Origin of the sequence: Fibrella aestuarina BUZ 2 (genome assembly GCF_000331105.1) — a bacterium.
Lineage (GTDB): Bacteria > Bacteroidota > Bacteroidia > Cytophagales > Spirosomataceae > Fibrella > Fibrella aestuarina.
On sequence record NC_020054.1, the window covers coordinates 6,703,796 to 6,718,202 of the forward strand.

Below are 14,407 nucleotides of genomic sequence, written 5' to 3' on the forward strand. Positions count from 1 at the left end.
GGAGCAGCTTACCTGCTCCGGGCTTTGTTGCTTAACTGGTAGCGCTACTTGTCGCTCAACAGCAGGGGCGCATTGCCCCGGCTCCCCATTACCACGATCTTGGTATTGGGCGAAGCCGCCAATTCGCGCTGCGCTTTGATGGCTTCGTACTGCAACTGCTTGTCTGACAAGCCCGTCGACAGGATTTTCTGGTAATCGGCGATCCCCTGCGCCTCGACGCGTTTGCGCTCGGCTTCTTGCCGTTCCTTCTGCAACACAAACTGCATTTTTTGGGCTTCCTGCTCGGCACTGATCTTCGACTCGATCGTCTGCTTCACCGAGTTGGGCAGGTTGATCTTCCGTACCAGCAACTGCTCCAGCGTCAGGCCCCGTTTCTTGAAATCCGATTCGATCGTCTTGTAAATCCGCCCCTGAAACTCGTCGCGGCGGGTCGAGTACAGCGCGACGGCATCGTAATAGACGGCGTTGTCGCGGATGCGGGTACGGGTTACGGGGCGTACGATCTTGTCGTTGTAATCGGTACCGATTTCACGGAAGATGCGCGGCGCCTCCGACGGAATCACCCGATACAGCACCGTGAGGTCGACCACCACTTCAAGCCCATCGGCGGTGAGCACCCGAATGGCATCGTCGCCGTGCTTTTCGCCTTCGTCATAATCAGCCGACATGGTGTAGTTCTGCGTTTTCACGTCGAACTCCGTCACCGACGCCAACGGATTCACCAGATTCAGTCCGGGCTGTAGCACCCGATCCGACACGCTACCAAACAGCGACACCGCCCCGACTTGACCGGCATCGATCTGCCGGATGCTGGCGGTCAGCAACCCGAGAAGCACCAGTATAACGCCCACCACTTTCAGGGGGCGCGAAAAACGAGCAAACGCCAGCGCGGGCGTATTGATGGCAAAGCCGACAATGAGGGTCAGGATGCCAAGGACAACAAAGAACATTGGTTAGGATAAGTTGATCAGCAGTAGGTGGGTGGCTGTCGTTTCATCTCTTGGCGTAAGCAACTTATAGTCAAGCTGTTTTACGGCAACATTTATCCGTCCGACTGCTGCGTAAATGTATCCTGCGCGGCTCCGCCCGGTAGCGGAATTACAAGAGTGGATGCCCGCCTATAGCATCGGTTGCGGGCCAGGATGACCATGCCAGTAGGGCACAAAAAAAGCACCCGATATACGATCGGGTGCTTTTCCTGCACTACTTGATCAATTAACCCTTCAGTAAAAGCGTTTACAGTCGGTCAGTGACTAGTGCATCAGCAATGTGCGCGTCAGCAGCGTATAGACTTGCGACTTATTTCGTTCCTTTCTTCTTGCCAGCCTGAGCAGCCGCGTCGGCGGCTTCTTTCGAGACAACCTCACCTTTCAGCGTAAGGTAGATCGTAGAGGTTTTGGCATTGGTCGTTACCGTAACCGTTTTGTTAAACGGCGAGATAGCCGCAGCGTTGAACGTAGCCGAAATCTGACCTGAAGCACCCGGTGCCACAGGGTCTTTCGAGAACGTAGGCTTGGTGCAGCCGCATGACGCAACGGCATCCAATACAACCAAAGGCTCAGTACCCGTATTTTTGAACGTGAAGACGTGCGTCACGGGCTTGCCTACCTCTACCTTACCAAAGTCGTGCGTCTCTTTAGCGAAAACGATGTTCGCATTCTGGGCAAAGCTAACGCCGACAAAGGCAAATAAAGCTACGAAAAGTGATAATGCGGTTTTCATTTGCGTACTCAATAATTGGTTTGGTTGTCAGATCGAAACAGATGATAAAACAAAGATACCACAAACGCTTTGCCAAAGACTGTTCGGTGGTCGCCTTCTTAACAAAGAACGACAAAAAATCGTTTTTTTGATCCCTTTGTTCCTTTAACGTACTTTTACTACAGGCTGGCTTAGCTGCTGGTTAGAGCCGACTGACGACGAAACGTTTAATTTGGTCGTCAGATTTTTCAGGTGAGCCAATCCCACACTTCATCATCTTATCTGACAACCATCAAATTACGTGCCTTCACTGTGATAGCCAATGAACCGCTTCGCTCTACCGACGCGCTAACCCGCGACGCTATTCTGGCCGATTACCGTCTTGCCTGCGAAAGCCGACAGGTAAGCCTGTTGGGGCGCAAAGACGTAATGGGTGGCCGGGCCAAGTTCGGCATCTTCGGCGATGGCAAGGAACTAGCGCAGATCGCCGCCGCCCGCGCGTTTCAGCGGGGCGATTTCCGCTCGGGTTACTACCGCGACCAGACCTTTGTGGCCGCCCTGGGTGAGCTACGCTGGACTGAGTTTTTCGCCCAGCTTTACGCCCACACCGATCTGGTACATGAACCCAACACAGCCGGGCGGTCGATGAATGGCCACTTTGCTACGCGTTGGCTCGACGAACAGGGGCACTGGCGCAACCAGACCGATTTCTATAACTCGGTCTGCGACATCGCCCCTACCGCCGGTCAGATTCCGCGCTCGGTGGGCCTGGCCTATGCCTCTAAACTGTACCGCGAAAACCCCGATTTAGCCAGTCTGACGGCCTTTTCGCGCCACGGTAACGAGGTTACCTTCGCCACCATCGGCGACGCCTCCACCTCGCAGGGGATGTTCTGGGAAAGCATGAACGCTGCTGGTGTGTTGCAGGTGCCGTTGCTGATGTCGGTCTGGGACGATGGGTATGGGATCTCGGTGCCGGTGGAACTGCAAACGACCAAAAGCAGCATTTCCAAGGCCATGGCCGGTTTTCAACGCGACGGACAGGATCCGGGCTTTGCTATTTTTACGGTAAAAGGCTGGGATTACGCCGCCCTGATCGACACCTACGAGCGCGCCGCGCACATTTGCCGCCATGAACACGTACCCGTGCTGGTACACGTGCAGGAACTGACGCAACCTCAAGGGCATTCGTCGTCGGGGTCGCACGAACGCTATAAATCGACTGAGCGGTTGGCCTGGGAGCGGGCACACGACTGCAACGTTCAGTTCCGCAACTGGATTCTGACCAACGGCTACGCCAGCGACGACGAACTGACGGCCATCGAAAAAGAAGCCCTGACCGTAGCCCGCGACGCCCGGAATACCGCCTGGAAAGCATTTCAGGAGCCCATCAAAGCTGATCTGGAACAGGCTTGCGACCTGCTGCAACAGGCGGCCCGCAACCACCCCAAAGCCGCCGAGCTGATGGCGTTGCGGCAGGAGTTGCAGCGGAACACCTCGCCGCTCTACCGCGACGCGTTCGCCGCGATTCGGAAAGCTGTGCATCTGCTCCGTACCGATCAGGGGCAGGGTAAGCAACTGCTGGTCAACTGGCTGCAAAAAGCCCGGCCGATCAACGACGACCGCTTTAGCTCGCATCTGTACAGCGAATCCGACGAATCGCCATTGCAGGTACGTCCCATCGCCCCCCAATTCTCCGACGATAGCCCCGTGCTCGACGGCTATCTGGTGATGCAGAAGTATTTCGACAGTCTCTTCAGCCGGGAACCGCGTGCCGTAGCCATCGGCGAAGACGTGGGGCACATCGGTGACGTGAACCAGGGCTTTGCCGGGTTGCAGGAGAAATACGGGCATCTGCGCATCACCGATACGGGCATCCGCGAAACCACCATCATCGGGCAGGGCATCGGCCTGGCTATGCGCGGTCTGCGGCCCATCGTCGAGATCCAATACTTCGATTACATTTTCTACGCTCTCGCTACCCTCACCGACGACCTGTCGACACTGCTCTACCGCACCAAAGGCGGGCAAAAAGCCCCGGTCATTGTCAGGACGCGGGGCCACCGGCTTGAAGGCATCTGGCACTCGGGTTCGCCGATGGGCGCCATGCTGAGCAGCCTGCGCGGCATGCACGTGCTGGTGCCGCGCAACATGGTGCAGGCCGCCGGTTTCTACAATACGCTCATCAAGAGCGACGACCCGGCCCTGCTGGTCGAATGCCTCAACGGCTACCGCCTGAAAGAACGCCTGCCCGACAACCTCGACGAGTTCTGCCTCCCGCTGGGCCAACCCGATATCCTGCGCCCGGGTACCGACGTAACGGTAGTTACTTACGGGTCGATGTGCCGGATCGTGCTGGAAGCCGCCAACCAACTGGCCGACATAGGCATCAGCGTTGAGGTGATCGACGTGCAGACATTGCTGCCGTTCGACCTGACCGGCACGATTGTGGAGTCACTGAAAAAGACGAATCGGGTGCTGTTTGCCGACGAAGATTTTCCGGGCGGGGCCACGGCCTACATGCTCCAGCAAACGCTCGACGCCCAAAACGGCTACCGCTACCTCGACGCGCCCCCGCGCACGCTTTCGGCCAAAGCACACCGCCCGCCCTACGGCTCCGACGGCGACTATTTCTCGAAACCGAGTGTCGACGACGTGTTCGAAAGCGTATACGCCATTATGCACGAAAGCGACCCAGCGCAGTTTCCGGCACTGTATTAATGAGTGAAAGAGTGATCCCTCACCGCTAGAAACGCTCTTTCACCGCAGCGGCGGACCGTTCTCTATCTCTTTCACTCTTTTTCTTCTCCCATGGAACCCATCTTCGCCACCGACCATACGCGTGCGCTGATTCCGCGCATTCGTGATTTCATTCAGCATGAGATCATCCCGCTTGAAACAACGGAACACCTCACGGGCAATTTCTCGACGGTGGCCCGGCTGCTCGACCAAAAGCGGGAGCTGGTGAAGAAAGCCGGTCTTTGGGGCCTCCAACACAGCATGGCGGAAGGCGGCCTTGGGCTATCGCTCTGCGAGTTTGGGCAGATCAGCGAAGTGCTGGCCTACAGCCCATTTGGGCATTATACGTTCAACTGCCAGGCACCCGACATTGGCAACATGGAGTTATTGCACAAATACGCCCCGGAGCACCTCAAGCAGACATACCTGGAACCGCTGAAAGCTGGCCATATCCGCTCGTGCTTCTCGATGACCGAACCCGAATTTGCCGGCTCCAATCCGACGCAGCTGGGTACGCTGGCCGAGCAGCAGGGCGACGAATGGGTCATCAACGGGCATAAGTGGTTCACCTCGTCGGCCGACGGGGCCGCTTTTGCCGTGGTCATGGCCGTGACCAATCCCGACGCCGCCCCCCACAAACGCGCCAGCATGATTCTGGTACCGACCGACACGCCGGGGTTCGAGCTGGTGCGCAACATCAGCATCATGGGCGACCCCTCCGACCATTGGGGGAGCCATGCCGAAGTGCGCTATACCAACTGCCGCGTGCCGCTGAGCAACCTGATTGGCGGCGAAGGGCTGGGCTTCACGCTGGCACAGGAACGGCTGGGGCCGGGCCGCATTCACCACTGCATGCGCTGGATTGGCATTGCCGAACGTTGTTTCGACCTGATGTGTCGCCGCGCCGCTACCCGCGAGGTTGAGCCGGGGGTGATGCTGGGCGAAAAGCAGTTTATTCAGGGGTTCATCGCCGAAAGCCGGGCCGAGATTGACGCCTCGCGGCTGATGGTGCTCCGAACGGCCCACAACATCGACGAGCAAGGGGCCGCCGCCGTGCGCAACGAGATTTCGACCATCAAATTCTTTGTCGCCAACATGATGCTGCGTGTGGTCGATCGGGCGATTCAGGTGCACGGCGCGCTGGGCGTTACCGACGATGTATTGCTGGGCTGGTACTACCGCCACGAACGCGGGGCCCGCATCTACGACGGTGCCGACGAAGTACACAAAACGGCCCTGGCCCGCAGCATCCTGAAAGGCTACGGCCTGGATACCCGCAAAAAAGTGAGCGACGCCGTGCGCTCGTGACGAACACCAAGCTGCTTGCTCGAATGCTCCAACCCGACGTACCCACCGCCGTTCGTGCGGGCGAAGAACTGAACGAAACTGCCCTGGCAACGTACCTGAGCCTTGGGCCAATCGCCCGCGTGGCGCAGTTTCCCGGCGGCTACTCCAACCTGACGTACCTGCTCACGATTGGCAAAACTGACTACGTGCTGCGCCGCCCGCCTGTGGGGGCCAAAGCCATCCGGGGTGGGCACGACATGGGTCGTGAGTTTCGGGTACTGTCGCTGCTGCGGGAAGCGGGATACACGAAGATTCCGAAGCCGGTAGCCTATTGCGACGACGAAACCGTTATTGGTAGCCCGTTTTATGTGATGGAACGCGTACCGGGCGTAATCCTGCGGGCGGGTTCGGCCCCAAAGCTCGGCCTGTCCGAAACGACCATGCGGCACTTGTCGGAAGCGCTGGTCGATACGCTGGTGGAGTTGCACGCGCTGCCCGTTGAGCCGACGCTGCTTCAGTTGGGCAAACCCGATGGGTACGTGCAGCGACAGGTCGACGGCTGGCGCAACCGCTACCTCGCCGCCCAGACCGACGACATCCCGGCGATGACCACGCTGGCAACGTACCTGACGGAGCAAATGCCTCCGCAGAACCCGGCCGTGACGCTGCTCCATAACGATTTCAAATACGACAACGTGGTGCTTTCTGACGACCTGAGCGAGCTCCGGGCCGTGCTCGATTGGGAAATGTGCACCGTCGGCGACCCGCTTATGGACGTAGGTACGTCCCTCTCCTATTGGGCCGAAGCGGGCGACGATCCTTTTCGTAAGTCGTTTAACCTGACTTGGCTACCGGGCAACCTGACCCGGCAGGAAGTCGCCAACCGCTACGCCGACCGATCAGGCCGCGACGTCGGCAATATCCTATATTATTATGTCTTCGGCCTGTTCAAAAACGCCGTCGTCATGCAACAGATTTACGCCCGATACAAACAAGGCCTCACCAAAGACGAACGCTTCGCTGGTCTGTTGGCAGGCGTAAAGGCGTTATCAGTCGTAGGAGTGAAAGCGGTGGAGACAGGTACGTTGTAAGTAGTTTTTTAATTGTCGACGGTAATACATTGTATTGATATACAGTCTTTTACTATTTCGCTTTTTTACGTACATTACTATATTGGGTTGTCTCAGACAATTTTCTCACGGGCAGCGTTTTGGGCGATAATTCAAGTCTGTGATAGGCAGCGTTTTTTGCTTGTGTGCCGCGTCTTGTCTAATAATTCAAATTCGTGTGACGGGCCGCTTTAGTTCGTTGAGTAAGACATATTCGACATGGCAAATGATCAAAGATGACAGTAGAAGAATTTAAGCAAAGGTTATCTTGGAACAAGGGTCCTGACCGACAGTTTGGCAACTGGCAAATCATTGATATTCATCATATACTAGTACCATTGCTCGATCAGCAAGAAGTAGATTTCTATTGTTGGAATCAGCAAGATGTCTATCTCTTACGACTTCGTAACCGACCGCAAGAGGGTTTCTTTATTGTTCAACCAACAAAGGCTTGGGAAACACTGACCTATTTAATTGCTGAGCGACCTATTAGTGTTATTGATGATTCGTTTATAGAAAGCACGTTAGCTCGTTTCGATTTGCCCAAAAAAGTTTAGTTTCCAATCCCATATTACGACGGACAGGCAACATTTGGGTACGCCACGTATTGCAGCTCAACCAAGCATGTGTGAAAAGGTACTGGGTACGTCCGTTTGTTCTAGCGTCTCATCCACAATCAACACTTGTGAGCGTTGGGCAGAGTAACCAATCTATAAGCTTACTAATCAATTAAACCTTTTATCCCAACGTGCATCTATTGAGCAACCTGTTTACATTAACGTACCTAAATGCTCAATATGTATGAAATCAGTACTACCTGCGCTGGCGGCGTTGCTATTGCTAGCTGGCTGTGCCCCGAGCACATCGCAACTCATCACGCTCAGCAGCAATAACCTGACGGCCTCGCCCAAACAGGGGTTCGTGTATGACAACGATACCCTGCGCCTGAGTTACCAGTTCTTCAGTGAACGTGGTACCATCCATTTCACCATCGAGAATAAACTGAACAAGCCGCTCTACGTCGACTGGAAACGATCGGCGTTTATCGTTGGGAAGGCGAAGCTGGATTACTGGCGCGACGAAGCCGAGGTAAACCTGACAGGAACGAGCAACGCGCTCGCCTACACGCGCTACTGGAACCGCAGTTATTTCGATGTTAACGGCACCATCCGCAAGGCCAACGCCGTTGATTACATCCCGCCGGGGACAAAGCTGGAACGTGATCAATTCGTTGTCGTTCCGGGTTCAGCGCTGGTCTTGCCAGGGCAGTTTTCAACCCAAAAAGTGGCCTCGACCAATCCCTACAAGTCCAAGCCCGTCGACGTGCAGGTTTACGAATACAACGCCCAGAATTCGCCGCTGTCGTTTCGGAATTACCTGACGCTGGCAGTTGACAAAGAGTTCAAGCAGGAGTTTGTGCTGGATAGCCAGTTCTGGGCATCGGGCGTGCAGGTGATGCCCTTCAAACAACTAACTGGCGGGCAGGAGCTACTAGGCACCGAGCAGTACACCGGCAATATGCTTCGCAACCTTCCTTATTACCGCGCCGATGGGTTCTTTCTGACTTACACGCCGGTTACGGGCTTGAGCAACGCGCCCAGGTAATGTTTTAATTGCAGTTGGTTAGGCTTTTTGTCATCCCGACGACAGGAGGGATCCTGGGTTGTCCTTGCTTGTGATTGAGACGCCTCGAGCTCCTTCCTATCGTCAGGATGACGAAAAAACCTTACGCCAAACCCAACTGCTGTTCGATCAGCAGAATGAAGAGGTGGATCACTTTGATGTGCACTTCCTGAATGCGGTCGGCAAAACCAAAATGCGGCACCCGCACTTCCACGTCGGCCTGCCCGGCGAGTTTGCCGCCGTCTTTGCCGGTTAGCAGTACCACCTTCATGCCTTTGGCGCGGGCCGCTTCTACCGCCCGGATGATGTTGCCCGAGTTGCCGCTCGTGCTCAGGCCCAGCAACACGTCGCCGGTCTGACCGAGGCCTTCCACAAATCGTGAAAACACCGATTCATAGCCGTAATCGTTGCCTACGCACGACATGTGGCTGGGGTCCGACACGGCAATGGCAGCCAATGAACGGCGTTCGCCCCGGTAGCGACCCGATAGCTCTTCGGCAAAATGCATGGCATCGCAGTGGGAACCGCCGTTGCCGCAGGAAATAATCTTATGCCCATCGCGCAGGGCGTCGGCCATCAGCCGCGCCGCCTGAGCAATAGCGTCGATATGGGCCGGATCGGCCAGAAAGGTATCCAGTACCGACCGGGCCTCGGTCAGTTCAGTCAGTATGATGTCGTGCATGGAAATGTCGTCTGACGGTTCGGATTCAACGTTTTGCGGTCCTGCCCATTGAAGCAACCTTAAACGTCAAACTCGACACGTCAAACCCGATTTAAAAAACCCAACTCCGATACGGGGCGTTCCAGCGGATGGCGACGTTGACGATCGACGTCTTGTACGTGTCGGGAATGTACTGGCTGTCCTGCATGCGGTTGAGGTAACGCCCTTCCAGAAACAGGTTGTGTTTCAGCATATAGGTAAGCCGCAGATCGGTGTAGGTCGTAATGGTTTTGCGGCCCTGCCCGATGAAATTATCGTAGTCGCGCAGCCGTTCTTCGTAGTCTTTCAGCACGTTGCCACCGTAGTTGCGGCCCGGAGGATCGGTGCCGTACATCATCAGCGAAAACGTGCCGTTGACCGACAGCCGTTTGTTCTGGTAGCGTAACGTACCCAGCCCTTCCATGAAGTTGGCCCCCAACGGCGACGCCATTGGCTGGTTGAAGTGGGCGTAGTTTGTCTGTCCCGATTTGTGCGCGTAGGTATACGGCCGGGCCATGTTGAACTCGCCCTGCAAGTCGAGGTTGGGAACGCCCAGCACGTCGATGTATTTCAGGCCGGCCTGCACCGCAATCTTGTTCGTCCACGACCCACGCGCCGCCCGGATCTCCTTGATCAGGAATTCGTCGAGCATCAGTTGGCTGTAGAAAAGCAGGTGCTGCGCCGCGTTCACCTTCAGGTCGAGCCCAACGAACGCATTGTCGGCACTACCCCGCGAGGCTTCCACGTAGCGATACAGGATAATCGGGTTCAGGTAATTAATGTCGAACCGATCGCGGCTGTACACTTCGGCCTCAAACAGACCCAGATTCACCCGGCGGCTGATATTGACGCTCAGGTGGTGCATGGTCGTGAATTTCTGGGGCAGCAACTCGATACCCGATAGCGTCACCTGTCCGTTCTGTAACTCGGTAAACAGGTTGGTGTACTGGAATCGCTTGCCAAAGCGGGTCGATAGCTTCAGGAAGAGGTAGGGCGCCGCGTTGTCGGACAGCAGCAGCGACCGAATGCCATTGCCGAAGAAATTACGGTCGTGGCCAAACTGAACATTGATGATTTTCAGCGTATTGAAGGTAATATACCCCCGCGCTTCGAGGAAATCGGCGGCGTTGTTGTTGAACAGCTTCACCACACCCTGCCCCGGCGATGACCCACCGCCAGCGGCCGTCAGCCGGTAGCTTTGGCCGTAATCCTGCACGTATTTGGGGTAATAGGCCTGATTATCGGCGAAGTACGAATAGAAGCCCAACTTGCCGCCGATGCTACCCCGCACCTCGATACCGCGCGTGTTGGTATAAAGCGGGTCAGTCAGCACCTGATCGCGGCCATAGCCGACGTATACAACGGGGTTGATGTGCAGGTCGTATTCTTTATTCTTGACGCTGTAGAAATCGCTTTTCTTTCGGTAAAAAAAGCCCAGAAGCGGCCGTTCGCTGTTGCCCGGCTCTTCGTAGCGGAGCACCACCGGCTGCGTGGCCGACGAATCGGTCGACTGCCCGAAAGCAACCGATACCCGCGGAAACTGCGCTTTTACGGGCTGCGGCGAGGCCCACTCCCAGCTGTCGTCGCGCAGGTAGTTGATGTTGAAGCGGTCGGTGGGTGACAGGCTAATTTCCTGATCGGGGTCATTTTCGAGCGTATCAACCAGTTGCATCACCGCCTGCCGGTTGTAGGGTTTTACGGTACTATGGTGCTGATCGGCCCACCGGCCCAGCCGAATTTCGTAGCGGTCGATGAGGTGGTAGTAGTCCTGATTAAGCGGGATGAAGGGGCTTTGCGCATAAACCAGCGAAAGGGGCAGCAAACAAAACAGGCTCAGCAAATAGCGCATACAGTAATGGGCAACGGTCGGTGGGTGCAAGGTCCCTTTTAGCCAAAATAAGTCGATTCCGTTGGCATTCCGACAATGAGCGGGCTAAATTACGCAAAGCCGATGGCAGTTTTCGGTCTACCGTTTGGCGTTGCGTTGCATATTAGCCTGCGGATTTGCCGGTTGGCACGACCTGACACCCCAAAACTCATTACCCTATGTTTGTTTTTGCCCAGCAGGCTTCCATTGCCAACCAATACATCGCCGAGCTCCGCGACTTGCGCCTTCAAGCTGATCGGGCGCGCTTTCGCCGGAACCTCGAACGGCTGGGTGAACTGACGGCCTACGAAATCTCCCGGACGATGGCCTACCAGAACGGTACGGTACAGACGCCGTTGGCCGTGGCGGAGTCGCAAACGTTGCTACAACAGCCGGTGCTGGCCACCATCATGCGGGCGGGGCTTCCCTTTCACCAGGGCTTTCTGAACGTGTTTGACCAAGCCGACAACGCCTTTGCGGGGGCTTATCGAACAGCGGCCCGCCGCCAGCCCGATACCGACGAACTGGACGAAAATGAGTTCGATATCGTGATGGAGTACATCAGCAGCCCTGATCTGAGCGGCCGCACGCTCATCCTGATCGACCCGATGCTGGCCACGGGGCGGTCGCTCGAGCAGGTGTATCACTCGCTGCTGCGCTACGGTATTCCGGCCCAAACGCACATTGCCGCCGCCATTGCCAGCCCCGAGGGCGTCAGGTACGTGCAAACCCAATTACCGCAGTGCCACCTCTGGCTGGGTGCCATCGACTCCCACCTCAACGCCCACTACTACATCGTGCCGGGCCTCGGCGACGCGGGCGATCTGGCGTTTGGCGGAAAAATCTGATCGCTGACGGATCGTCAGGTACGTTCCCGTCACCGGCTGACAATGAACTCGACCCGCTGGTTGGTCGCTCGGCCCTCGGGGGTGTCGTTCGGGGCGATCGGTTGCGCTTCGCCCTGTCCGTCGGTGGTAAGGCGGTCGGCCCGGATGGCAAACTGACTGACCAACGCCGCCCGCACTACATCGGCCCGCCGTTTGGCTAGCAATCGGTTGGCTTGTTCGTCGCCGTCTGAGTTGGTATGGCAAACGATCTGCACGTGCCGCTGTGGCGCCTGAGTTAGCCAGTCGGCTACTTCCTTCAACGATGCATAGGCGATCGGTTTAAGCGTGGCGTCACCGGGTTCGAACTGAATGCCACCGGCCGTGCATCGCCCCTCGGTGCGTAGGTGCTGTTGCATGGCCGGGTCGCCCACCGCAAAGCGCAGGTTGCCGAGGTAATAACTGTCTTCATCGCGGTGCATAGCGCCTATACCAAACACCAGCGAATTGTAGGGCACGCCCGGCTGGAAAGCCTCAGGTACGTCCCAGACCTTCTCTTCGTTGACATACACGCGTAATCGCTGCTGTTGCCGGCAAATCGAGACAGTCACGATGTTTCGGCCCAACGCCCAGAACGTACTGACGGGTTTCTCGCGGTGTAGCACCGGCTCACGATTGGCCCGGACCGTCAGCTCGCTCATGCCCTGCCGACCAGCGGCGTTCATGGGGTGCAGCAGCAACGTCACACCCCGGTCACCGCCCGCCATTGCCCCCCATTGGGTATACTCGTTGGCGGGGTTGGTCAGGGCGGCGAAGGTGACGTACAGGCCTGTGGAGTAAAAGCTAAAAGCATGGGAACAGGCCAGGTCAAATTGCAGGGTGAACTGATCGGGCAAGTCGGTGATGGCTTCCGGAGAAAACTGACCCGCCTTACCCAACGCCAGCCAATGCGCCGGATCGTCGTCTAGGGTCACGATTTCACCCATGCTGTTGGTACGCCAGCGTGCCGGAAATTCGCCGACGGGGGTTTGGGCGAAATCGTCGAGCAACCGCAGTTGTTTGGCCTGCACAAAATCGACCTGCTCGTACGTTTTAAACGCCGCGGGCACGCCCGTGTTGGGGTCGTAGGTGGGTGGTTTGACTGGCGCAGTGACCGTCGGCGCCAGCGAAGCCACCCCATTATCGGCCGCTACCGGAGCCAGATGAGGCGCTGTTTCGGTTACCCGGAGTTGACTGGTCTGATGAATAGGTCGGCTGGCTGGGGGCCGTCTATTAGCAGATGGTGGATCGCTTTTGGGCGACAGAGAAATACGTAGTTGTGCCTGCATCGTACCAGTGGTTACAACGCACAGCACTGCACCAACAAGAAACTTCATATAAGGCTGATTTCTAGCCAAATGTAAGTATCAGTACCGCTAGTAAGCTACCTGATTAAGGCAGCGGTCAGGCCGACCGTTCTGGTGGCTCTGCGTGCGTAGTTATGCCTGCTCCACGGGCGGCGATTCGATGGGCTTTTTCAGAAACCGCAGGGCCGCGACAAAACCCAGCGCGCTGAACAGCAGGTTGACGAGCGTGATGACAGCGTGCGAAAACGTAGCCCAGATGGTGCCGGTCAGGAGGGGCACCCCATACGCCAGCAGGCCCCGGCTCGCCAGGAAATGATAGGAGCCAATGTTGGCCTGAGTCGGGATGGTAAGGCTGCCCATTGACGTGAGCGCAAAGGTGGTCAGCGAGGCTGAAAGGGGTAGTTTGGCCGTGATGGGCAGGGCCCGAAACAGCGACGCCAGCACCACCAGCGATAGGGCATGGATGGTGCCGGTGATCATCCAGTACAGAGCTGGGTTGTCCACCCGCCGGATGCTCAATAACCCCCGCCGGAACCCCTCGAACCGCTCGCGAAGCCGCAGGCGGTCGTTGAGGCGAGCGCCCAGCCCACGGTCCAGCAGGTAACGCAGGCCTAGGTACGTTACGGCGGCCAGCATTAGCCCGGCAACGCCCACACCGACCCACTGCCCAGCCGACAGGGCAGATAACCAGGTCGGGAGTTGCAGGTACGTTTGGGCGTAGGCCAGCAACCGGCCCGACTCGAGCAGCAAAGTGACCGTCAGGAAAACGGCCGTGGCCAGCAGATCAACCAGCCGCTCGGTGATGATCGACCCCACACTTTCGGTGATGGGTACGTTGTCGGAGCGTTGCAGCAGCGTGCAGCGCAGCAGTTCGCCCGAGCCGGGAATCACCAGCCCCGATGCACTCCCCGCCAGCATCGCCGACAGAGCCCGGCCCGTTGAGGGCTGATGGCCCAGCCCTTGCAGCAGCATTCGCCAGCGTAGCGCACGCAGGACCGTTTGCAGGCCCATCGTTAGGGTGGTCAGGGCAATCCAGGCTGGGGCGGCCTGCCGCAGCTGATCAAGCAGACTGGTGAGCGGCATTCCCCGCAGGGCGTAAATCAGCAGGCCCAGCGCCAGCGCTACCGCCAGTACTTGTTTCAGCGTTTTGTTCATTTTCTCATACTTGGCACAGCCTTTGTGAACGAAGGCACTGTTCACCTACCGGCAAA

General features: G+C 57.2%; 12 protein-coding genes. 6 read left to right on the top strand and 6 right to left on the bottom strand.

Going from position 1 to position 14,407, the window contains the following annotated elements; translation table 11 throughout:
* Positions 1-44 precede the first annotated feature (44 nt).
* Both FAES_RS27800 and FAES_RS27805 read right to left on the bottom strand, forming a co-directional pair.
* The gene (locus FAES_RS27800; protein ID WP_015334541.1) at positions 45-950 is read right to left on the bottom strand and encodes a prohibitin family protein; all 906 of its coding nucleotides are present in this window, start codon (positions 948-950) and stop codon (positions 45-47) included.
* Positions 951-1,299: 349 nt separating this feature from the next.
* On the bottom strand, positions 1,300-1,722 hold the full coding sequence (locus FAES_RS27805) for a DUF1573 domain-containing protein (RefSeq protein ID WP_015334542.1): 423 nt from the start codon (positions 1,720-1,722) through the stop codon (positions 1,300-1,302).
* Positions 1,723-2,013: 291 nt separating this feature from the next.
* On the opposite strand from FAES_RS27805, the gene FAES_RS27810 reads away from it, so the two are divergent.
* The 5 genes from FAES_RS27810 to FAES_RS27830 all read left to right on the top strand — a co-directional run bounded on the left by FAES_RS27810 (position 2,014) and on the right by FAES_RS27830 (position 8,441).
* Positions 2,014-4,422 carry an alpha-ketoacid dehydrogenase subunit alpha/beta gene (locus tag FAES_RS27810; protein WP_041258450.1) on the top strand — a complete coding sequence of 803 codons (2,409 nt, stop codon included), beginning with the start codon at positions 2,014-2,016 and terminating at the stop codon, positions 4,420-4,422.
* 90 nt (positions 4,423-4,512) lie between these two features.
* Positions 4,513-5,748: an acyl-CoA dehydrogenase family protein gene (locus FAES_RS27815; protein ID WP_015334545.1), complete on the top strand. Its 1,236-nt coding sequence runs from the start codon at positions 4,513-4,515 to the stop codon at positions 5,746-5,748.
* 23 nt (positions 5,749-5,771) lie between these two features.
* The gene (locus FAES_RS27820) at positions 5,772-6,818 is read left to right on the top strand and encodes a phosphotransferase family protein (protein WP_015334546.1); all 1,047 of its coding nucleotides are present in this window, start codon (positions 5,772-5,774) and stop codon (positions 6,816-6,818) included.
* 254 nt (positions 6,819-7,072) lie between these two features.
* Positions 7,073-7,393, top strand: coding sequence for a hypothetical protein (locus FAES_RS27825; protein WP_041258451.1), 321 nt, complete (start codon positions 7,073-7,075; stop codon positions 7,391-7,393).
* Positions 7,394-7,637: 244 nt separating this feature from the next.
* The gene (locus FAES_RS27830; RefSeq protein ID WP_015334547.1) at positions 7,638-8,441 is read left to right on the top strand and encodes a hypothetical protein; all 804 of its coding nucleotides are present in this window, start codon (positions 7,638-7,640) and stop codon (positions 8,439-8,441) included.
* Between the two features lie 121 nt (positions 8,442-8,562).
* Here the strand turns inward: FAES_RS27830 and lpcA are convergent, their stop codons facing one another.
* Both lpcA and FAES_RS27840 read right to left on the bottom strand, forming a co-directional pair.
* A complete protein-coding gene (gene lpcA / locus FAES_RS27835; protein ID WP_015334548.1) occupies positions 8,563-9,141 on the bottom strand; it encodes a D-sedoheptulose 7-phosphate isomerase in 579 nt (192 codons plus the stop codon).
* A gap of 91 nt (positions 9,142-9,232) precedes the next feature.
* Complete coding sequence (locus FAES_RS27840; RefSeq protein ID WP_015334549.1) at positions 9,233-11,008, bottom strand: hypothetical protein; 1,776 nt, start codon at positions 11,006-11,008, stop codon at positions 9,233-9,235.
* Between the two features lie 197 nt (positions 11,009-11,205).
* Here FAES_RS27840 and upp point away from each other — a divergent pair, with 197 nt between their 5' ends.
* A complete protein-coding gene (gene upp, locus FAES_RS27845) occupies positions 11,206-11,874 on the top strand; it encodes a uracil phosphoribosyltransferase (RefSeq protein WP_015334550.1) in 669 nt (222 codons plus the stop codon).
* 29 nt (positions 11,875-11,903) lie between these two features.
* Here the strand turns inward: upp and FAES_RS27850 are convergent, their stop codons facing one another.
* Both FAES_RS27850 and FAES_RS27855 read right to left on the bottom strand, forming a co-directional pair.
* Positions 11,904-13,226 carry an OmpA family protein gene (locus tag FAES_RS27850; protein ID WP_015334551.1) on the bottom strand — a complete coding sequence of 441 codons (1,323 nt, stop codon included), beginning with the start codon at positions 13,224-13,226 and terminating at the stop codon, positions 11,904-11,906.
* 102 nt (positions 13,227-13,328) lie between these two features.
* Positions 13,329-14,351: a lysylphosphatidylglycerol synthase transmembrane domain-containing protein gene (locus FAES_RS27855; protein ID WP_015334552.1), complete on the bottom strand. Its 1,023-nt coding sequence runs from the start codon at positions 14,349-14,351 to the stop codon at positions 13,329-13,331.
* Positions 14,352-14,407: the final 56 nt, after the last annotated feature.

Excerpts from the sequence above, each read along its gene's own strand:
- FAES_RS27805 (WP_015334542.1), bottom strand. The coding sequence starts at position 1,722 with ATGAAAACCGCATTATCACTTTTCGTAGCTTTATTTGCCTTTGTCGGC.
- FAES_RS27815 (WP_015334545.1), top strand. The coding sequence starts at position 4,513 with ATGGAACCCATCTTCGCCACCGACCATACGCGTGCGCTGATTCCGCGC.
- FAES_RS27830 (WP_015334547.1), top strand. The coding sequence starts at position 7,638 with ATGAAATCAGTACTACCTGCGCTGGCGGCGTTGCTATTGCTAGCTGGC.
- FAES_RS27820 (WP_015334546.1), top strand. The coding sequence starts at position 5,772 with ATGCTCCAACCCGACGTACCCACCGCCGTTCGTGCGGGCGAAGAACTG.
- upp (WP_015334550.1), top strand. The coding sequence starts at position 11,206 with ATGTTTGTTTTTGCCCAGCAGGCTTCCATTGCCAACCAATACATCGCC.
- FAES_RS27855 (WP_015334552.1), bottom strand. The coding sequence starts at position 14,351 with ATGAACAAAACGCTGAAACAAGTACTGGCGGTAGCGCTGGCGCTGGGC.
- FAES_RS27840 (WP_015334549.1), bottom strand. The coding sequence starts at position 11,008 with ATGCGCTATTTGCTGAGCCTGTTTTGTTTGCTGCCCCTTTCGCTGGTT.
- FAES_RS27825 (WP_041258451.1), top strand. The coding sequence starts at position 7,073 with ATGACAGTAGAAGAATTTAAGCAAAGGTTATCTTGGAACAAGGGTCCT.
- FAES_RS27800 (WP_015334541.1), bottom strand. The coding sequence starts at position 950 with ATGTTCTTTGTTGTCCTTGGCATCCTGACCCTCATTGTCGGCTTTGCC.
- FAES_RS27850 (WP_015334551.1), bottom strand. The coding sequence starts at position 13,226 with ATGAAGTTTCTTGTTGGTGCAGTGCTGTGCGTTGTAACCACTGGTACG.
- lpcA (WP_015334548.1), bottom strand. The coding sequence starts at position 9,141 with ATGCACGACATCATACTGACTGAACTGACCGAGGCCCGGTCGGTACTG.